The organism is Cryobacterium sp. M91, from assembly GCF_002929615.1.
GTDB classification, from domain to species: Bacteria; Actinomycetota; Actinomycetes; order Actinomycetales; family Microbacteriaceae; genus Cryobacterium; species Cryobacterium levicorallinum.
The window spans coordinates 1-18,616 of the sequence record NZ_PJJT01000069.1 but is presented as its reverse complement, the minus strand read 5'-3'; the positions used below and the strand labels follow the sequence as shown (position 1 = coordinate 18,616).

Sequence of the window (18,616 nt, the reverse complement as noted above, 5' to 3'; positions counted from 1 at the left end):
TCAGGCCCCCTGCTCGGTCGCCAGACCGGCCTGCTGCCAGGCGGTGGTGCCGCCGGCAATGTTCACGGCGTCGTGGCCGTGCGCGGCCAGATACTCCGCCACCTGCGCGCTGCGTCCGCCGAGGGCGCAGATGACGTGCACCGGAACATCCGCTGGGATCTCGCCGATTCGCCCGACGACCTCGCCCATCGGAATGTGGATCACGCCGGGAACGTGGGCGGCTTCGTACTCCCACGGTTCGCGCACGTCGATGACAACGGGTTCGGTGAGCGCGGACAGCTCGGTGACGGTGATTTCTTTCATGCGAGGGCTCTTTCCAAAATGGGTGAAGTGACGGTTCCGGCCAGCCAGGTGCGGTAGCCGCCGTCGAGGTTGCGCACGTCGAATCCGTGCTGGGTGAGAATGCGCGCGGCGGTGTGGCCGCGCTGACCGACCTGGCAGTGCACGATCAGCGGCACCGGCGGAAGGTCAGCGAGTCGGGCTCGCAACTCGTCGAGTGACACGTTGAGCGCGCCCGGAATGCTGCCGGCGGCAAATTCGCCCGCCGACCGCACGTCCACGAGCACAGCGCCGGCCGCGCGCGCCGCTTCCAGCTCGTGCCACTGCAGGTTCACGCTCGTTCCCTGCGCGAGGTTGTCGGCGACATACCCAAGCTGGTTGATCGGGTCTTTTGCCGAGGCATACTGCGGCGCGTAGGCGAGTTCCAGACGCGTCAAAGCGGATGCCGTCATCCCGGCCGCCATCGCGACCGCGAGCACGTCGATGCGCTTGTCCACCCCCGCACCGCCCACGATCTGCGCGCCGAGAATTGCATCGGTCGCGGCATCGATGAGCAGTTTGATCGACATCCCTTCCGCGCCCGGGAAGTAGCCGGCGTGGTTGGCGGGGTGCGTGTGTGCGATGCGGTGGGCGCGCCCAGCGGCGATCAGGTGCTTCTCGTTCCAGCCGACGGTGGCCACGGTGAGGCCGAAGATGGCGACGATTCCGGCGCCGACGGCCGGCTCAGCCTGCTCGGGCGTGCCGGCGATGCTGTCGGCGACGGAGCGGCCGTGGCGGTTCGCGAGGCCGGCCATGGTGACGAGCGTGCCTGCGCCGTCGACGGCATCCGTTTTCTCGACGCCGTCGCCGACCGCGAAGATGAGTGGATCGCTGGTGGCCTGGGTGCCGTCGACCCAGACGCCGCCGCTCTCGCCGATGCGCAGACCGGCCTGCTCGGCGAGGGTCACGTCGGGGCGCACGCCGCTCGCGTCGATCACGAGGTCGGCGGGTACGGCGGTGCCGTCACTGAGTGTGACGCTCTGCCCCGACGCTCCAGTGACGACGGTGCCCAGGCGCACGTCGACGCCGCGTTCGCGCAGTCGGTCAAGCACGGGCGCGGCCATTTCGGGGTCGAGGGGGGTGAAGATCTGGCTGCCGCGCTGCACGAGGGTCACCTGCACCCCGCGGTGCACGAGGTTTTCGATGGCTTCGAGGCCGATGAATCCGCCGCCGATGACCACAGCGAATGCCGTTTCGACGCCCGCGAGCACCGCGGTGATGTGGTCGACGTCATCGACCGTGCGCAGCGTATGGGTGGGAATGGTGCTGTCGGTCGCGCCGGAACGCGCCGAGGCGCCGGCGGCGAGCACGAGGCGGTCGTAGCTCTCGAGGCTTTCTTCGCCGGTGAGCAGATTGCGCACCGAAACGGTCTGTTCGACGCGGTCGATCTGCACGACCTCGGTGTCGATGCGCACGTCGAGCGCGAAACGACTTCCGAGAGATTCGGGGGTCTGCAGCAGCAGGTCACTGCGCTTACGGATGATTCCCCCGACGAAATACGGCAGGCCGCAGTTCGCGAACGAGACGTAGTGTCCGCGCTCGAACACGATGATCTCGGCGCTCTCGTCGAGCCGGCGCAATCTGGTAGCCGCCGACATGCCGCCGGCGACGCCGCCCACAATGATGATTTTCACGTTTGCCTCCATTCAAATTAAACCCTAGAGGGTATCGAGGGCACAAGCCTGCGGGCGCGGCGGCGGCATCCGCTCGCCCGGGCCCACCTTGCGGCAGCGGGCCCATGATCCATCATGGGCCCAGCGACCGGGCCCGGGCCCGGAAACAAGAAACCCGAAAGCCCGAACCCGGAAATAAAGGAGATCCGGAAGGAAATACTCAGGCGACCGGGAGCGCGCGGAAGCCGCGCAACCGCAGACTGTTGGTCACCACGAACACCGAGGACAGGGCCATCGCAGCGCCGGCGATCAGCGGATTCAGCAGCCCGGCCATCGCGAGCGGAATCGCCGCGACGTTGTAGGCAAAGGCCCAGAACAGGTTTGCCTTGATCGTCGTGAGGGTGCGCCGAGACAAGCGGATGGCATCCGCTGCGGCGAGCAGATCACTGCGCATGAGCGTGAGGTCACTCGCCTCGATCGCGACATCGGTGCCCGAGCCCATCGCAATGCCGAGGTCAGCGGTCGCCAGGGCGACGGCGTCATTCACGCCGTCACCGACCATCGCCACCACGTGCCCCTCCGCCTGCAACCGCGCAATCACCCGGGCCTTGTCGGCGGGCAGCACCCCGGCGGTCACGTCGGTAATGCCGACCGAGGCGGCGACATTCTGCGCCGCCGCAAGATTGTCGCCGGTGACCAGCATCGGCGTCAGCCCGAGCGCCCGAAAGCGCTCGACCGCCCCAGCGCTCGTCGGCTTCACTGTGTCGGCGACGGTCAGCACGCCGCGCACCTGGCCCTCCCAGGCCACCATGACGGCGGTCTTGCCGAGCCCCTCGGCGGTGCCCAGCACGGCCTGCAGCTCAATCGGCACCCTAAGCCCCCACCGCTCAACCAGCCACGCGGGCCGGCCGACCAGCACCAGGCGGCCGTCTACCTCGGCCTGCACCCCGAGCCCCTGCTCCGACAGAAACGCCGACGACGGCAACAAAGGGCCGAGCTTCGACACCGCGCCCGCCGTGATGGCGCGGGCGATCGGATGCTCCGACCCGCTTTCCGCCGCCCCCGCCAGAGCCAGCAACTCATCGACAGAGCCGCACTCGTGTGGCACAACGCTCGACAGCGTCATACGCCCGGTCGTGATCGTGCCGGTCTTATCGAGAACAATGGTGTCGACCCGGCGGGTGGATTCCAGAACCTGCGGCCCCTTGATCAGAATGCCCAGTTGCGCGCCGCGTCCGGTTCCCACGAGCAGCGCGGTCGGTGTGGCGAGCCCGAGGGCACACGGGCAGGCGATGATGAGCGTCGCGACGGCCGCGGTGAACGCCATCGTCGCGCCGGCGCCGACCAGCAGCCAGCCGGCCAGGGTCGCCAGGGCGAGCCCGATCACGATCGGCACGAACACGGCGGAGACCCGGTCCGCCAGACGCTGCACCTCGGCCTTGCCGGTCTGCGCCTGCTCCACCAGTCGGCCGATATGGGCCAGCTCGGTGTCAGCGCCGACCCGGACGGCCCGTACCACGAGGCGCCCGCCGGAATTCAGGGTTGCCCCCACAACGTTGTCGCCCGGTCCGACTTCGATCGGCACCGATTCGCCGGTGAGCAGGCTCGCGTCAATCGCACTCGAACCGTCCACGATCAGGCCGTCGGTCGCGATCTTCTCCCCCGGCCGCACCACAAACTCGTCGCCGACCACGAGCAGCGCGGTGCTGATCCGGCTCTCGACGCCATCCTTCAGCAGCGTGGTTTCCTTCGCGCCGAGTTCGAGCAGCGCCTGCAGCGCCGCCCCGGAGTTGCGTTTGGCCCGCGCCTCCGCGTAGCGCCCGGCCAGAATGAACACCGTGACAGCGGATGCCACCTCGAGATAGATCTCATCGGCACCACCTCCCGGGGTGGCCGAGAAGGTGAAGCTCATGGTCATGCCGGCCATCCCGGCCATGCCGAAGAACAGGGCATAGAGCGACCAGCCGAGGGCGGCGAGCACGCCGACGCTGACCAGGGTGTCCATGGTCGCGGCGCCATGGCGGGCGTTCACCCAGGCGGCGCGGTGGAACGGCCAGGCTCCCCAGATGGCGACCGGGGCGGCGAGGGTCAGGGCCAGCCATTGCCAGTTCGTGAACTGCAACACCGGAATCATCGACAGGGCGGCAACCGGCACGGTCAGCGCGGCCGAGACGAGCAGGCGCTGGCGCAGGGTGGCCAGCTCGGGGTCGCCGGTGTCCGCCACGGGGGCGGCTGCGGGCCGCACGGCCGTGTAGCCGGTGGCTTCAATCGTCTTGATGGCGTCGTCGACGCTCGTGCCGGCCGGCACGAAAACGCTAGCCTTTTCGGTGGCGTAATTGACCGTGGCGGCGACCCCGGGCATCCGGTTGAGCTTCTTCTCGATGCGGGCAGCGCACGAGGTGCAGGTCATCCCACCGACGAGGAGGTCTACCTGTTGACCATCCAACATCAGGCCGCGGACACCAGCTGGTAGCCCGCCTCCTCAACGGCTGCGGCAACCAGAGCACGGTCGAGCGGGGCGGCGCTCGTGACGGTCACCTGCGAGGTGCCACCCTTAACCAGTTCCACGGTGACGTTCTCAGCCCCTTCGAGAGCTGCAATCTCTTCGGTCACGCTCGCGACGCAGTGACCGCAGGTCATTCCGTCAACGCCGTAGGCGGTGGTCGTGCTGTTCATGGTCAGAACCTTTCTGTTTCCCCGCGAAGAGGTCTCATTCGAGCATACCCCTTGGGGGTACTCAGAGCACTACTATACCCCGAGGGGGTACACTGGGACACTAACGACGACGCAGAGGATATCCGTATGAACGAGTCAGAGTCGACCCACGACGGGCCGCACGGCTACATCTCCAACAAGGATGCCTACCTCAAGCGTCTGCGCCGCATCGAAGGTCAGGCCCGCGGGCTGCAGGGAATGGTCACCGACGACAAGTACTGCATCGATATCCTCACCCAGATCTCCGCCATGACGAGCGCCCTCGAATCGGTCGCACTCGGCTTGCTCGACGATCACCTGAATCACTGCGTGCTGCACGCCGCTGTCGCTGGCGGCGCCGAAGCCGAGGCCAAGCTCCGCGAGGCTTCCGCCGCCATCGCACGTCTGGTCCGTTCCTAAAGGACCGGACCTTTGGCCCTAGTCCCCGGGTGCAGCCCGGCGCGATACTTAACAGTCAGCAATACGCACCGGCCAGCATCCGTGCCGACAGCATCCGTGCCGATTGAAGAGGGACCCCCATGAACAGCAATGCCGCCACGGCCGCTCCCGTACGGGTCTTCATTCTCGACGATCACGAGCTGGTTCGGCGCGGACTGCGCGAGCTGCTCGAGGGCGAAGGATTCGAGGTCGTGGCCGACTGCGGCCTGGCCGCCGAGGCAACCCCGCTCATTCTCGAGCTGCGTCCCGACGTGGCCATTCTCGATGCCCGCCTGCCCGACGGCACCGGCATCGAGGTCTGCCGGGACGTGCGTTCGGTCGACGAAGCCCAGCAGTGCCTCATTCTCACCAGTTACGACGACGAGCAGGCGCTGCGCGGTGCGGTTCTGGCCGGCGCGGCCGGCTATCTGCTCAAGGAGATTCGCAGCACCGACCTGCTCGGCAAGATTCGGCGCGCGGCGGCGGACGAATCCCTCTTCGACCCGGCGATCAAGGCGGGCATCATCGCCGGCCTGGCCGACCCCCAGGATGCCCGGCTCGCCACGCTCACCGCGCAGGAGCGCAAGGTGCTCGACCTCATCGGCGCGGGGCTGACCAATCGCGAAATCGGCCAGACCATGTTTTTGGCGGAGAAGACCGTCAAGAACTACGTGTCGTCGATGCTCGCGAAGCTGGACTTTCAGCGCCGAACCCAGGCTGCCGTGTTCGTTGCGAAACGTGGAGACGAACACCGACTGTAATTTCCGGCACCGGCACAGACCAGCGCAGCCGGGTTCCCTCGCCGAGGGTGCTGCGCACCGAGAATTTACCGTCGAGCAGCGCCGCGCGTTCCTTGAGGTTGTCCAAGCCGCTGCGCCGCGCCGGCTTACTGAAACCGATGCCGTTGTCGGCGATGACGAGCTTGATCCGCTCGTCCTGGGCGTCCACCGAAATGTCAATGCTGGTCGCCTGCGCGTGGCGAGCAGCATTGCTCAGCCCCTCCGAGATCACAGCGAGCAGGCTGCCGCTGAGGTCATCGGCGAGCGGTCCGTCAATCGGCCCGGATAGGCGGATGCGCGGTGCGAACGGCAGACCCTGCGCGCCCTCCTTGATCACGGCGAGAATGCGACTGCTCAGCGTGCCGGTGTCCTGAGCCATTCCGCGCAGGGAATAGATCGTGTCACGCAGTTCACGAATGGTCTCATCGAGTTCGGTCGTCACCGCGTTGATGCGGTCCAGCGCAACCGGATCGTTCGTGAACCGGCGCAGGCTCTGCATGCTCAGCCCGGCGGCGAACAGCCGCTGAATGACGAGGTCGTGCAGGTCGCGCGCGATCCGGTCGCGGTCGCCGAGCACCGCCTGCTCCTCGCGCATCCGGTGCACCGTGGCCAGCTCGAGCGCGAGCGATACCTGGGTGCCGAACACCGCGCTCATCTCCACATCGGTGAGGCTATAGGCAGCGGATGCCGGTGCTCGCGACAGCAGAATCACGCCCTGCCCGTCGCCGGCCGGCCCCAGTGCGGCCACCAGTGTGGGACCCAGGAGCGACCACTGCGCCGCGGAGGCCGGGCACGCTACATCCTGTCTCAGAATAGGCGGATTGCCGAGGGCTGAGGACGCACCGGTGTCGTGCAGTTCGTCGAGCGTGCCGGGGCGCAGCAGTACCGTGCCGCCGACCAGGCGGGCGGCGACTTCGGCCGAGGCGTCCACGCCGGCAGCGGCCGCACAGTACAGGCTGTCGTCGGTGGGAAACCCGATCACGGCCAGCTCGGCACCGGAAGCGACGAGGACGCGCTGCGCCACCAGATCGAGGCCGTTGTTCTCGTCACCGTCGTCCGGGCGCAGCAGGTCGCGGCCCATCGCCGCGACCGCCTCCAACCAGCGGCTGCGGCGGCGGGCCTCGTCGTAGAGACGGGCGTTCTCGATCGTCACGCCGGCGGCCGCGGCGAGCGCGACGGCCAGTTCCTGATCTTCGTCGGTGAAGTCGCCGCCGCCTTCTTTTTCGGTGAGGTAGAGATTGCCGAACACCGTGTCGCGCACCCGAACCGGAACGCCGAGGAACGACTTCATCGGCGGGTGATGGGCCGGAAACCCGAAGGAGTCGGCGTGCTCGTGCAGATCGTGCAGCCGGATCGGGCGCGGTTCGCGAATGAGCGGACCGAGGACGCCGTGGCCGGTCGGCAGCGCCCCGATCCGGTGAACGGTTTCCTCATCGAAACCGACGGTGACGAAGTGGCTCAGGACGGGACCGCTGCCGATCACTCCGAGGGCACCGTACCGGGCCTGCACGAGCTGGCAGGCCGCGGTCACCACACGCTCGAGCACCGCTTCGAGGCTGAGGTCCTCAGCAACCGACACGACGGCGTCGAGCAGGCCACGCATGCGGTCCTGGGTGAGCGCCAATTCGGCGATACTCTGATCCGACACNCCGTGTTCCCCCCCCCCCCCCACCCAGTCAGCGATCTGTGCTCTCACCTTGGCACGGTTTGGTGGGAGGTGACCTTACTTGTGGGTTGTTCTCGTCACAATCGTCGGGCAGCTGATGTGCAGTAGCACCTCGTGGCTGACCGATCCCATCAGCAGACGGGTCAGCGACCCGCGGCCGCGGCTACCTACGACGAGTAATTGGGCGCGCACGGCGGCGGACACCAACGCCCGGGCGGGCGATTCGTCGGTCTCGAGAACCTGGTGAACCACGAGGTCGGGGTATCGAGCGCTGAGGCCGGCGACGGCCTCGGCAAGCACAATGCGTTCCTCTTCCATGCGCTCGGTCACGGCGTCTGCCGGGATGCTGCGCAACACGCGACGGTTCGGCAGGTGCACCGCGTACAGGGCGTAGAGCTCTTGGCCAGTGCGGTCGGCCTCGGCGGCGGCGAACGCGACGGCCGCCACGGAATCGGCTGAGCCATCCACGCCGACGTACACGCCCGAGCGCTCAATTTCGGGCAGCGAGGGGATGACGGCGACGGGGCAGGTGGAGAGCGCGGCAATCTGCAGGCTCACGCTGCCGAACAGTTCGCCCTGGACCCGGCCCTTTCGATCAGTGCCGACCACGATGAGCTCGGCTTCCTTGGACAACTCGCTGAGTACGCGCGGCGCGCTGCCGGTTCGCAACTCGGTGTGGGTGGTGACGGTGGGGGCCAGGGCCGCGGCGCGAGCGCCGGCGTCGGTGAGCAGCTTCTTCTCGGCGTCGAGAATGGAATCGTAGTAGCCGTAGCCATCGGCCAGCCAGGTTTCGTACACGGTGTGCATGAGGGTCACCGGGCTCTTCACGTTCTCGGCTCGCTGCATGGCCCACGCGAGGGCGGTCTCGCCGGCGGCAGAATCATCAATGCCAACCACAATCATCCGGTTCATTGCTCTACCTCTTCTGATAGCTCAGGTCACAGCGATGCAGTGCACCACCTACGCCTCATCCTCCCAGTGCGCGCAGAATAATAGAAGGGCCGGAAGTCCCGATTAGGTGGGTTTTTCCCAAGGGGACTTTCGGCCCTGTTGGGCGCAGGAGCTCCAGAAGTACCGTGGCTCTGACGGGTCGTTTGCCCGCCCACGAACCAAAGGAGATACCCCGTGAAGGCACTCGTCTATGGCGGCCCCGGCCTGAAGAGCTGGACCGACGTTCCGGATCCGACGCTGCACAGCCCGACCGATGCGATCGTGCGCGTGGACACCACCACCATCTGCGGCACCGACCTGCACATTCTCAAGGGAGACGTTCCCGCCGTCACGGTCGGCCGCATCCTCGGCCATGAGGGCGTCGGCACAATCACCGAGGTCGGTTCAGCCGTCAGCAACCTGAAGGTCGGCGACCGGGTCATTATCTCCTGCATCAAGAGCTGCGGCCACTGCAGCAACTGCAGCAACGGGCTCTACTCGCACTGCCTCGGCGATGAGGGTGCCTCCGGTATCGGCTGGGTCTTCGGCCACCTCATCGACGGCACCCAGGCCGAGTTCGTGCGCGTTCCCTACGCCGACAATTCCCTGCACAAGCTGCCGGAAGGCGTCAGCGACGACCAGGGCGTTATGCTCAGCGACATCCTGCCGACCGGTTTCGAGATCGGCGTGCAGTACGGCCGGGTCAAGCCCGGCGATGTCGTCGCCGTGATCGGTGCCGGCCCGGTCGGCCTCGCCGCCATCGCGACCGCGGGCCTGTACGGCGCCGCGACCATCATCGCGATCGACCTCGACGAGAACCGCCTCGAGCGGGCCCGCAACTTCGGCGCGACGGACACGGTCGTTTCCGGTGCCGCCGACTGGAAGGAGCAGGTTCTGGCTCTCACCGACGGCGCCGGCGTCGACGTGGCCATCGAGGCCGTCGGCATTCCGCAGACCTTCACCATGGCCACCGAAATCGTGCGCCCGGGCGGCAACGTCGCCAACGTCGGCGTGCACGGAAAGCCGGTCGACCTGCACCTGGAGAACCTCTGGATTCAGAACATCAACATCAGCATGGGGCTGGTCAACGCCAACACCACGAAGATGCTGCTCAAGCTCGTCGCTAGCAAGAAGCTGCCGGCGGAGAAACTGGCCACGCACCACTTCAACTTCGACCAGTTCCTCGAGGCCTACGACACCTTTGCTCGCGCCGCCGAAACCAAGGCCCTCAAGGTCGTAATCACCCGCTAACAACGTTTCCCCGGGAGGTTTCATGCGCGCCCTGATCGTCTACGAATCGATGTACGGCAACACCCGTCTCGTCGCGGAGGCGATCGGGCGTGGCCTGGCCCCGGCCGAGGTCATTCTCGTTCCGGCCGTCCGGAACACCGTGGTGGACCTCAGCCAGGTCGACCTGCTCCTGGTCGGCGGCCCGACCCACCTACACGGCCTGAGCCGGCCAAGCACCCGACAGGGCGCGATCGATGCCGCCGTCACGCCCCAGCGCACCCTCCATCTTGAAGCGGATGCCGCCGGCAGAGGCGTGCAGGAATGGTTCGACTCCCTGCCCGATCTGACTGCGCCCCAATCGCGGTGTGTCCCGAAATCTACCGGCGTTGCGTACCGTGCTGAGCGGATGTCGTCGCTAATCTCGTGACTTTCGGCCCTACTTGGGGATGATCGCCGTGGCTAACCTGAAAAGTAGAAGTCGGCGACGGTCACCCGAGCATTCACTCGCGGCCCAGCACCGCAGAAAGGGTTGGGCTCATGACTGACACGCTCACTACCGCCAAGATGGTGGTTGCCTGGGACGGAACGGAGCCGGCCCGAGCGGCCCTGAACTGGTCGCTGGCCCGTGCAACCGGCGGGGACCTCACGCTGGTGCAGGTGCTCGATCGCACGGTGTCGTCGGCGGACTATTTCGCGTTGGAGTCCACGACAGCACGCGCCCGCGAGGTACTCTGCGATGATGCGGAGCGGGTCAGCGCGAAGTATCCGGCGCTGACGGTGCACTCCGAATTGCTCTCCGGAGACCCGATCTCCGAACTGCGCGCGCTGAGCGGAACGGACACCCTCGTCGTCGTCGGAACCCACCGTCGCCGCGTGTCGACCCTGCGCTACGAATGGTCGATGGGGGCACGCCTGGCCGGTTCGGCCAACGGCCCCGTCGCGATCATTCCGGAGGGCGACAGCGCTGTGCCGTTCAACACCGGGCACACCGGCATTGTGGTCGGCGTCGACGGTTCGGCTGCTTCCAACGCCGCCATCGAATTCGCGGCGGCCGAAGCCGAGCGTTCCAGCGAAGACCTCATCGCGATCCATGCCTGGCAGGAACCGCTGGTCTGGCGCGACACGACCGAACCTGACGCCCGGTTTCTGGAGACCCTGGAGACCTCGCACCGGCGCATCCTGGACGAGTCGCTGCGTATCGTCGCCGCCCGCTACCCGATGGTGCGCATCCGTCCGTCGCTGGTGCGCGGCCCGGCCCAGTCGGTGCTGCTCGACGCAGCCCGCGGGGCTGCTCTGCTGGTCGTCGGCGACCACGGCTTCACAGGCCTGTCGAAATTGCTGCTCGGCTCCGTGAGTCACTCGATCGTGCTGAACATCCAGTCGCCCATGGTGGTCATCCCGGCCCCGACGGCCTGACCCGCACTGGGCAGCGCCTCGCGGCACTCGTTCGAGACGCTGGCACCCCTGGGAACGAGTGCCCGCTTCCGTCATGAGTGCCTCGAGCTGGCCGCCCGCGGTTAGGGTTTTGGTATGAGCACATTTGCGCTGCCCCCTCGCCGACTGCGCATTTTGGCGACCGGCGTAACTCTGCTGGGGCTGCTGGTGACCCTGGTCACCTCTCCGACGCCACCGGTTACCGCAGCCCCGCTGTCGACCGCGGTGACGGAACCCGCTCCGTTCGACCCCGGCCTCATCATCAGCGACTACAACTTCTTCAACCCGGATGCCCTCACCGAGAGCGAGATCCAGGATTTTCTCGAAGACCGCTCCTGCGCCCCGAGTGACGGCGTGCCGTGCCTCTGGGAGTACCGCGAGACGACGACCAGCCAACCGGCCAAGGGCGCCGGGCACTGCCTGCCCTATACCGGCGGCGCGAACGAGACCGCCGCCCGCATTATCGCGAAGATCGCGGCGGCCTGCACGATCAGCCCCGAGGTGCTGCTGGTGCTGCTGCAAAAAGAGCAGTCCCTGCTGACCCGGCCGAGCGAATCGGGCTACCTGCGCGCCACCGGCTACGGCTGCCCGGACACCGCCGACTGCGACGCCCAGTACTTCGGATTCTTCAACCAGGTCTACAACGCGGCCTGGCAGTTTCGGCAGTACACCCAGGAACCCGACCGGGCCTTCAAGATCGGCACGGTCGACGTGGGTTTCAACCCCAACGCCGAGTGCGGTTCAACCCCAGTCGCCATCGAAAACCAGGCCACGGCTAACCTGTACAACTACACGCCTTACCAGCCCAACCCGGTGGCCGTGCAAAACGCTGGTGAAGAGGGCGATGCCTGCTCGACCTACGGCAACCTCAATTTCTGGCTGTTCTTCAGTGACTGGTTTGGTGAATCCACGTTCGAACCGTTCTCACTCATGTTCGACGAGTGCTTGAACTTCGTCGGCGGCCAGAACTGCCGCGTGCCGTCGCTGATCCCCGTCGGCCCGGCCGCCTGACCCGGGCGCCTTACCCGGGCGTCCGAGCGTTCCGTTCAGCAAGCGCTAAATCGAGCAGCCAGACGAGCGGCTGAGGCGTTACGCCCGATCGCTCGCCGTGTACACCCACGGGACCTGGCCGATCTCCAGCCGATGCCGGCCCCCTTCCTGCTCGATGTGGGCCTGGTCGTCGTAGGCCACATCGCCCGCCCAGAACAGCACTTGCCCACGCTCGCTCGCTCCGAGTCGGGTCTCGTAGTGCGCCAACCCACGCCCGGTGAAATGCGCCACGATCGCGGCCACCGACTCGAACCCCTGCAGCCCGTGCAGCGTCACCCAGGTCGGTGCCACGAGCGTCATCACAGCGGATGCATGCCGCTCCAGCGCGATCGCGGGTCGAAGCCAGGCGTAGTCGATGACCTCATCTTCGGCGAGCACAATGATGCCGGCCGGTGCCTCCGTGAGGTAAAACCAGGTGCGCATGCGCTTCGGCGCGATCGGGGGCGGAATCCACAGCGCGGTCGAGACGAGCGCATCCGGCGACACCTCGAGCCCGGTCTCCTCCCGCACCTCGCGCACGGCGGCCCGGCGGGCGGCGAGCTGTTCGACGGCCTCGGCTGCCGCCGGGGCGATAGGGTCGTCCGAGTCAGCAGAATCACCAGCATCCGCGCCGACGATCATAGCCTCGGTACCCTCGGCGGCGGTCGCTCCGCTGCCACCCGACGCCGCGACATCCGCGGCATCCGTTAGTAATCGGTCCTCCGGATCAACGCCACCACCGGGAAACACCCAGGCACCGGCAAACGACCCGCGATGGCGCGGACGTTCGAGCAGCAACACCTCGGGCCCCTCGGCACCGTCACGCAGCAACACCACCGTCGCGGCCACCCCGAGAGGCGCAGCCGGGCTCGCACCATCCCCGATCGGAACCGGGCCGGTCTGTGCATCTCGCGTCATCGCGTCGTCCTCATCGATCGGGTTCCCCCACCCTAACGCCGACCCCCGACATCGGCACCGACACCGACACCGACACTAAGCTGCGAGCTATGCCCGACCACGACGCACAACCGCAGCGCACGAGCCCAGTCACCCGCAGCCTGCTCGCTCCGAACGCGGGGCCGATGACCCTCGACGGCACCAATTCGTACATCATTGCCGCGCCCGGCACGACCGACATCGTCGTGGTTGACCCCGGTCCCCTCGACGATGGCCACCTCGCTGCCCTCGCCGCGACTGGGCGGGTCACACTCGTGCTCGTGACCCATCGGCACGCCGACCACACGGCCGCGAGCGCACGGTTCGCCGAACTGACCGGAGTCCCGGTGCGGGCGTTCGATCCGGCGTATTGCCTGGGCGGCGACCCCCTCGCCGACGGTGAACTGATCGACGCTGGCGGCACCAGCATCCACATCGTGCACACCCCCGGGCACACCGACGATTCCGTCTGCCTTCACCTGCCGGACGACGGCCCGACCGGCTCGGTGCTCACCGGCGACACCATTCTCGGCCGCGGAACCTCCATCATCGACGGCACCCTCGCCGACTACCTCGCCTCACTCGAACGTCTGCGCGCGCTCGGCCCGGCCATTGTGCTGCCGGCCCACGGCCCGGTGCTGCCCGACCTCGCCGCCAGCTGCGACACCTACCTCGCCCACCGGCGCGAGCGTCTCGACCAGGTGCGTGCCGCCCTGCGAGAGCTTGGCGACGATGCGAGCACGGCTCAGGTCACCGACGTGGTCTACGCCCAAACGGATGCCGCGGTGCGGTTCGCCGCCGAGGCATCCGTTCGCGCGCAGCTGGCCTACCTGCGCGGCAGCAGCTGACCCGCAAAGCTACTTGCCGGGCTTCTTTTTCTCCAGGTGGCTGGCCCTCAGGGCGCGGGCTCTTGCCGCGGCGGTATCCGCTTCAGCGCTGAACCGTGCGTTCCGCATGCCTGAGCTTGCCGCTCGGGCAACCTTGTTGCTCTGTTTGGGATTTTGGGCCATGGTGCTGTTTCCAATCACGTGTAACCGGGAGGCGACTCCTTGCTGCCCACCATATCCGCCCGAAGCATGCCGCGGCTGTGTGGCGCACGCGCCGGGATCGACGAGTCGAGTTTCGGCCCGGCAGCAGAAGAGGCCTGCACGCGCAAAACTGAGGCCATGGCCGCAAACAAGACGCAATCGACCGTATCCTCCGTCGAGGATTTCCTCGACGCGGTAACGCCCGCCCGCCGCCACGACGACGGCAAGACCCTCGACGTGCTGCGCCGGCTCATTGCCATCGCGTGGACCCGCGGCGATGACCCGGCGGCCCCCGCGGGGTAGCTCCCAAACGCTCGAGGTCGGCTGCGCCCGAAAACCCACGTTGCGCAAACGGATGCCGCCGCACCCGCCCGCACCGCAGCATCCGTTCGCCCGCAGCTGGCCCAGCCTGCACTCCGTACGCCGCTCGCCATCCCTTCCCTGACTTTGCGTACAAAACAGACCGAGCGGTATGGTTCTTGTACTGCTGCAAAGCGGCGTTCACCCCCAATCGGCCACAGCAATGCGGTACCTTATGGGGAAACGGGCATCGTCGCCATCGTATTAAAAGGGGAAATTCATGCGCCAACGCTCGCTGCTCACGGCCATCGCCGCTACTACACTGCTCTCATTGACGCTCGCTGGGTGCAGCTCTGACCAGGCGGGAGCCAAGCTCGACCCGGCCGAGAGCCCGCTGACCAAGTACATGTCGGTGATGAACGAGGGCTACGACGAAGACTCCATGTTGGCGCAGCAGAACGAGCAGGAAGAACTGACTGCGACCTGCATGGCTGACGAGGGCTTCGACTACGTTCCGGTCGACAACTCGCAGTACAGCGGCATGATGAGCGCCGACGACGGCGAAGAATATGGCACCGAGAAGTGGGTCGCCGAAAACGGTTACGGCATGAGCCAATCGCCAGAGCAGATCGCCGAGCAGCAGGAGCAGAGCCAAGAGTTCGTCGACCCGAACCAGGACTACGTCACGAGCCTCTCCGAGGGCGAGCAAGCCGCGTACTACGAGGTGCTCTATGGCGTGCCGCCCACCGAGGAAGAGATGGGCGAGGACGGTTCTTACGAGTACAACTGGGAGACGTCGGGCTGCCAAGGTTTCGCCAGTCACGAGATCAACGGCGACCAGCCCTCACAGGACGAACATGCAGCCCTCTATGAAGCGATGAGCGCCATGTACGAAGCAGCCCAGTCCTCCCCCACGCTCGTGAAGCTCGATTCCGAGTGGGCAGCGTGCATGGCCGACGCCGGCTATGCAACCTTCACCAAGAAGGCGGACGCGCAGGAGTCGATTTCGACCGCGCAGAGTGAGCTCTACGAAAACCAAACCGGCGCCGGCGCCGATGAGACGGTGCTCGCCGAGATGCGGGACAAGGAACTCGCCGTCGCCATGGCCGACTTCACCTGCGCCGAAAAGATTGACTACACCGACGCCTCGATGAGTGTGCAGTATGACCTCGAAGAGCAGTTCATCATTGATCACAAGTCCGAGCTGGACGCGCTCATCGCAGACACCGAGCAAGGCAAGTAGGTGTCGCGCCGGTTCGGTCGACGAACGAGTGCGCCCGACGAGTTGGCGCCCGCCGCCGAATCGGTCGCGCCGAAACCCCACTCGCGCAGCCGGGGCTGGCGCCGCCTGTTCGTCGGCAACCGGGTGATCTGGGTCATGGCCACCGTCGCCATCGTCGCTCTCGTGGCCGGCCTCGGACTCGGCCAGCTGATCGTCTCGCCCGGGCAGGCGGCAGCGGATGCCGATGCTCCCGCCGCCGGACTCATCACCGTTCCCATAGAAAACCGCACGCTCGCCAACGACGTCACCATGCGCGGCGACGCGACCTACGCCGACTCAGTCGAAGTGAGCATCGAAACCGGCGAACTCGCCGGGCCGCCCATCGTCACCGGGCAGGTGCCCGAGGTCGCCGCAATCTTCGACACCGCGTCGATCGCGCTCGAGGTCACCGGCCGCCCGGTGATCGTGTTGCCGGGCGACCTGCCGGTCTACCGCACCCTGCGGGTCGGAGTGTCCGGCCCCGACGTGCTGCAGCTCAAGCAGGGTTTGAGCGTGGCCGGAATCGATGCCGGTGCGCTGGACTCCGACGTGTTCGACGCCCAGACCGCGAGCGCGGTCACCGCGCTCTACGCCAAGGTCGGCTACCCGGCCCCCACCGGCGGCTCCGAGGTCGCCAGCGCGGTGAGCGGCGCCGAAGCCGGCGTCTCGAGCGCGCAGGCATCCGTTGACAGCGCCAATAACGCACTCGCCACCGCTCAGGGCGCGGCGTCCAACGTCGACGTGGTCGAGCAGGGCAACCTTGTGCGCAGCGCCGAGCGGGCGCTCGCTTCTGCCCGGGCCGACGGCACCCCTAATGAGATAGCGGATGCCGCCGAGGCCGTCACCCTTGCCGTCGCGCGCCGAGTCCAGGCCCTAGCCCCGCGGGACTCGAGCGCGGAGACGGCCGCCGTTACCGCGGCCAAGGCCGAGCTGACCCGCGCCGGGGAGACCCTGAGCGACGCGCGCGACGGTGCGCTGGCCTACCTGCCCGCCGGCGAAGTGCTCTACCTGCCGGGACTGCCCCGCCGGGTCGACGAGATCAGCGTGAAACGCGGATCGAGCATCACCGGACCGGTCATGCGGGTTTCGGGCGCGACCCTGGTCATCTCCGGATCGGCGACCGCCAGCGACGCCGCCCTGCTTGAAGTCGGGGCCCCGGCCATTCTCGCCATGCCCGACGGCGACCAGGGCGCCACGATCACCTCGATCCTGCCAGCCGAACCGGCCAGCGGTGCAGCAACAAGTAGTGCACCAGCTAGCGGCCGCTTCACCGTATTGTTCGCCCCCGACGCGCTCACCGACGAGCAGATCCAGGCCGTGCAGGGCAGTAACGTGCGCGTGCGCATCCCGGTCAGTTCGACCGAGGGCGAGGTGCTCGCCGTTCCGCTCGCCGCGCTCACCGCCGGTCCCGGCGGCGAATCCCGGGTCGAATTCGACCCCGGCGAGGGCGCGGAAACCGTGCTGGTCGAGGTCACCACCGGGCTCGCCGCCGAAGGATTCGTCGAGATCACCGCCGTCGACGGCTCGCTGGCGGTCGGGGACCTCGTCGTGGTGGGCCGGTGATCGCGGCCCCGGTCGTCGAACTGGTCAACGTCACGAGGTCGTTTCCCGGCCCGCCCGAGGTGCAGGCGCTCAAATCGGTCAACCTGCGGGTTGAACGCGGCGACTACCTGTCGATCGTCGGACCAAGCGGATACGGCAAGTCCACCATGCTCAACCTGCTCGGCCTGCTCGACCGGCCGAGCGTCGGCGAGTACCACCTCGACGGCACCTCTACCAGCCTGCTCGACGAAAAGCAGCGCGCCATCGTGCGCGGCGGCACCATCGGCTTCGTCTTTCAGGCCTTCCACCTGCTGCCACACCGCACCGTGCTCGACAACGTACTGCTCGCCACCCTGTACAGCGGAGTTCCGCGCGGCGAGCGCGAAGACCGGGCCCGAGCAGCCCTCGACCGGGTGGGCCTCAATCATCGCCTCAGCTTTCTGCCCGGCACCCTCTCCGGCGGCGAGCGCCAGCGGGTCGCCGTCGCGCGCGCCGTGGTCGCGTCGCCCGAGCTGCTGCTCGCCGACGAACCCACCGGAAACCTCGACGAAACCACCGGCAGCGAGGTGATGGACCTGTTCGAAGAGCTGCACGCCGACGGCCTCACCCTCATCGTCATCACCCACGACCAAGCTGTCAGCGATCGGGCCGGCCGCCGCGTGCGCATCACCGACGGTCGCTTGAGCGAGCTGTCATGACGTTCTCCTTTAAGCGGATGCTGCGCCGCCGTTCCGCAGGCACCGCCGCGGTCGACGAGGCGGTGCCTGGGCCCCGCGGTGACTCTGACTCGCTGAACGACGATGCCGCTGAGCTGACGGCCTCAGCGCCCAGAGCCGTCGCAATGCCAGCCGGTGCAGAATCGGCCGCCACTGAATCCTCCGCCGCAGCATCCGCTCACCCAGCCACCACCGACAAACAGGTCGCCGCACTCTCCGGCCCACCCAACATCGTGCCGGTCATTCGCCGGACCGACCGGTTCTCGGTGCAGGACCTGCTGGTCGAGGCAAGCTACGGCGTCGGCGCCCGGCCCAGCCGGCTCGTCATGACCACCCTCGGTACCGTGCTCGGCATCGCCTCCCTAGTGGTCACCATCGGATTCGCGCAGACCGCCGCCGGGCAGATCTCCAACCAGTTCGACGCGGTCTCGGCGACCCAGATCATGATCGAGCCGGCCTCGACCCGCAATTCGAGCGGCACCGAACAAGCGACCGGCCGGCTCCCCTGGGATGCCCCGGAGCGGGTCGATCGGCTGGCCGGGGTAGAACGCGCGGGTCTCGTGGCGGATGTCGATGTTGCCGGCCAGGCCGTGACATCCGTTCCGGTCAATGATGGCAAAGTCATATGGTCGTAGCAACGCTCTAGTGATTGGAGCGTTTTATGGTCAAGTTGTTTCCGCCGAATACTCGCACTGAGTTCAT

19 protein-coding genes are annotated in these 18,616 nt (G+C 67.3%); 12 read left to right on the top strand and 7 right to left on the bottom strand.

Going from position 1 to position 18,616, the window contains the following annotated elements:
• The 4 genes from CXY80_RS03045 to CXY80_RS03030 form a co-directional block, all read right to left on the bottom strand.
• Positions 1 to 303, bottom strand: a complete 303-nt coding sequence (locus CXY80_RS03045; RefSeq protein WP_104131559.1) for a rhodanese-like domain-containing protein — start codon at positions 301 to 303, stop codon at positions 1 to 3.
• Entirely contained in the window at positions 300 to 1,952 is a 1,653-nt protein-coding gene (locus CXY80_RS03040) for an FAD-dependent oxidoreductase (RefSeq protein WP_104131575.1), read from the bottom strand. Before CXY80_RS03040 ends, CXY80_RS03045 begins: the two co-directional genes overlap by 4 nt.
• Positions 1,953 to 2,151: 199 nt before the next feature.
• A complete protein-coding gene (locus CXY80_RS03035; protein WP_233194890.1) occupies positions 2,152 to 4,341 on the bottom strand; it encodes a cation-translocating P-type ATPase in 2,190 nt (729 codons plus the stop codon).
• Positions 4,342 to 4,379: 38 nt separating this feature from the next.
• The gene (locus CXY80_RS03030) at positions 4,380 to 4,607 is read right to left on the bottom strand and encodes a heavy-metal-associated domain-containing protein (RefSeq protein ID WP_092448318.1); all 228 of its coding nucleotides are present in this window, start codon (positions 4,605 to 4,607) and stop codon (positions 4,380 to 4,382) included.
• A 126-nt stretch (positions 4,608 to 4,733) separates the two neighbouring features.
• On the opposite strand from CXY80_RS03030, the gene CXY80_RS03025 reads away from it, so the two are divergent.
• Both CXY80_RS03025 and CXY80_RS03020 read left to right on the top strand, forming a co-directional pair.
• Positions 4,734 to 5,045: a metal-sensitive transcriptional regulator gene (locus tag CXY80_RS03025; RefSeq protein ID WP_104131557.1), complete on the top strand. Its 312-nt coding sequence runs from the start codon at positions 4,734 to 4,736 to the stop codon at positions 5,043 to 5,045.
• 119 nt (positions 5,046 to 5,164) lie between these two features.
• Positions 5,165 to 5,824, top strand: coding sequence for a response regulator transcription factor (locus CXY80_RS03020; protein ID WP_104131556.1), 660 nt, complete (start codon positions 5,165 to 5,167; stop codon positions 5,822 to 5,824).
• On the opposite strand, the gene CXY80_RS03015 is transcribed toward CXY80_RS03020, so the two are convergent.
• Both CXY80_RS03015 and CXY80_RS03010 read right to left on the bottom strand, forming a co-directional pair.
• Entirely contained in the window at positions 5,724 to 7,490 is a 1,767-nt protein-coding gene (locus CXY80_RS03015) for a GAF domain-containing sensor histidine kinase (RefSeq protein ID WP_233194888.1), read from the bottom strand. The genes CXY80_RS03020 and CXY80_RS03015 overlap by 101 nt on opposite strands.
• A 75-nt stretch (positions 7,491 to 7,565) precedes the next feature.
• A complete protein-coding gene (locus tag CXY80_RS03010; protein ID WP_092448321.1) occupies positions 7,566 to 8,420 on the bottom strand; it encodes a universal stress protein in 855 nt (284 codons plus the stop codon).
• Between the two features lie 213 nt (positions 8,421 to 8,633).
• Here CXY80_RS03010 and CXY80_RS03005 point away from each other — a divergent pair, with 213 nt between their 5' ends.
• The 4 genes from CXY80_RS03005 (at position 8,634) to CXY80_RS02990 (ending at position 12,113) form a co-directional block, all read left to right on the top strand.
• A complete protein-coding gene (locus tag CXY80_RS03005; RefSeq protein WP_092448322.1) occupies positions 8,634 to 9,689 on the top strand; it encodes a zinc-dependent alcohol dehydrogenase family protein in 1,056 nt (351 codons plus the stop codon).
• Between the two features lie 22 nt (positions 9,690 to 9,711).
• Complete coding sequence (locus tag CXY80_RS03000) at positions 9,712 to 10,095, top strand: flavodoxin domain-containing protein (RefSeq protein WP_104131555.1); 384 nt, start codon at positions 9,712 to 9,714, stop codon at positions 10,093 to 10,095.
• A 110-nt stretch (positions 10,096 to 10,205) separates the two neighbouring features.
• Positions 10,206 to 11,084, top strand: a complete 879-nt coding sequence (locus CXY80_RS02995; RefSeq protein ID WP_104131554.1) for a universal stress protein — start codon at positions 10,206 to 10,208, stop codon at positions 11,082 to 11,084.
• Between the two features lie 114 nt (positions 11,085 to 11,198).
• On the top strand, positions 11,199 to 12,113 hold the full coding sequence (locus CXY80_RS02990; protein ID WP_104131553.1) for a hypothetical protein: 915 nt from the start codon (positions 11,199 to 11,201) through the stop codon (positions 12,111 to 12,113).
• 78 nt (positions 12,114 to 12,191) lie between these two features.
• Here CXY80_RS02990 and CXY80_RS19350 read toward each other — a convergent pair whose 3' ends face one another.
• Positions 12,192 to 13,049, bottom strand: a complete 858-nt coding sequence (locus CXY80_RS19350; protein WP_158251546.1) for an NUDIX domain-containing protein — start codon at positions 13,047 to 13,049, stop codon at positions 12,192 to 12,194.
• A gap of 89 nt (positions 13,050 to 13,138) precedes the next feature.
• Between CXY80_RS19350 and CXY80_RS02980 the strand changes: the two genes are divergently transcribed.
• The 6 genes from CXY80_RS02980 to CXY80_RS02955 all read left to right on the top strand — a co-directional run bounded on the left by CXY80_RS02980 (position 13,139) and on the right by CXY80_RS02955 (position 18,549).
• A complete protein-coding gene (locus CXY80_RS02980) occupies positions 13,139 to 13,915 on the top strand; it encodes an MBL fold metallo-hydrolase (RefSeq protein WP_104131552.1) in 777 nt (258 codons plus the stop codon).
• A 201-nt stretch (positions 13,916 to 14,116) separates the two neighbouring features.
• Positions 14,117 to 14,398: a hypothetical protein gene (locus CXY80_RS02975; protein ID WP_146070652.1), complete on the top strand. Its 282-nt coding sequence runs from the start codon at positions 14,117 to 14,119 to the stop codon at positions 14,396 to 14,398.
• Between the two features lie 277 nt (positions 14,399 to 14,675).
• Entirely contained in the window at positions 14,676 to 15,638 is a 963-nt protein-coding gene (locus CXY80_RS02970; RefSeq protein ID WP_104131550.1) for a hypothetical protein, read from the top strand.
• Positions 15,639 to 17,219: a hypothetical protein gene (locus CXY80_RS02965; protein WP_104131549.1), complete on the top strand. Its 1,581-nt coding sequence runs from the start codon at positions 15,639 to 15,641 to the stop codon at positions 17,217 to 17,219.
• A complete protein-coding gene (locus CXY80_RS02960) occupies positions 17,216 to 17,896 on the top strand; it encodes an ABC transporter ATP-binding protein (RefSeq protein ID WP_199182214.1) in 681 nt (226 codons plus the stop codon). The genes CXY80_RS02965 and CXY80_RS02960 overlap by 4 nt, the downstream gene beginning before the upstream one ends.
• Entirely contained in the window at positions 17,893 to 18,549 is a 657-nt protein-coding gene (locus CXY80_RS02955) for a hypothetical protein (RefSeq protein WP_146070651.1), read from the top strand. Before CXY80_RS02960 ends, CXY80_RS02955 begins: the two co-directional genes overlap by 4 nt.
• Positions 18,550 to 18,616: the final 67 nt, after the last annotated feature.

Excerpts from the sequence above, each read along its gene's own strand:
- CXY80_RS03045 (WP_104131559.1), bottom strand. The coding sequence starts at position 303 with ATGAAAGAAATCACCGTCACCGAGCTGTCCGCGCTCACCGAACCCGTT.
- CXY80_RS03035 (WP_233194890.1), bottom strand. The coding sequence starts at position 4,341 with ATGACCTGCACCTCGTGCGCTGCCCGCATCGAGAAGAAGCTCAACCGG.
- CXY80_RS03030 (WP_092448318.1), bottom strand. The coding sequence starts at position 4,607 with ATGAACAGCACGACCACCGCCTACGGCGTTGACGGAATGACCTGCGGT.
- CXY80_RS03025 (WP_104131557.1), top strand. The coding sequence starts at position 4,734 with ATGAACGAGTCAGAGTCGACCCACGACGGGCCGCACGGCTACATCTCC.
- CXY80_RS03020 (WP_104131556.1), top strand. The coding sequence starts at position 5,165 with ATGAACAGCAATGCCGCCACGGCCGCTCCCGTACGGGTCTTCATTCTC.
- CXY80_RS03010 (WP_092448321.1), bottom strand. The coding sequence starts at position 8,420 with ATGAACCGGATGATTGTGGTTGGCATTGATGATTCTGCCGCCGGCGAG.
- CXY80_RS03000 (WP_104131555.1), top strand. The coding sequence starts at position 9,712 with ATGCGCGCCCTGATCGTCTACGAATCGATGTACGGCAACACCCGTCTC.
- CXY80_RS02995 (WP_104131554.1), top strand. The coding sequence starts at position 10,206 with ATGACTGACACGCTCACTACCGCCAAGATGGTGGTTGCCTGGGACGGA.
- CXY80_RS02990 (WP_104131553.1), top strand. The coding sequence starts at position 11,199 with ATGAGCACATTTGCGCTGCCCCCTCGCCGACTGCGCATTTTGGCGACC.
- CXY80_RS19350 (WP_158251546.1), bottom strand. The coding sequence starts at position 13,049 with ATGACGCGAGATGCACAGACCGGCCCGGTTCCGATCGGGGATGGTGCG.
- CXY80_RS02980 (WP_104131552.1), top strand. The coding sequence starts at position 13,139 with ATGCCCGACCACGACGCACAACCGCAGCGCACGAGCCCAGTCACCCGC.
- CXY80_RS02970 (WP_104131550.1), top strand. The coding sequence starts at position 14,676 with ATGCGCCAACGCTCGCTGCTCACGGCCATCGCCGCTACTACACTGCTC.
- CXY80_RS02955 (WP_146070651.1), top strand. The coding sequence starts at position 17,893 with ATGACGTTCTCCTTTAAGCGGATGCTGCGCCGCCGTTCCGCAGGCACC.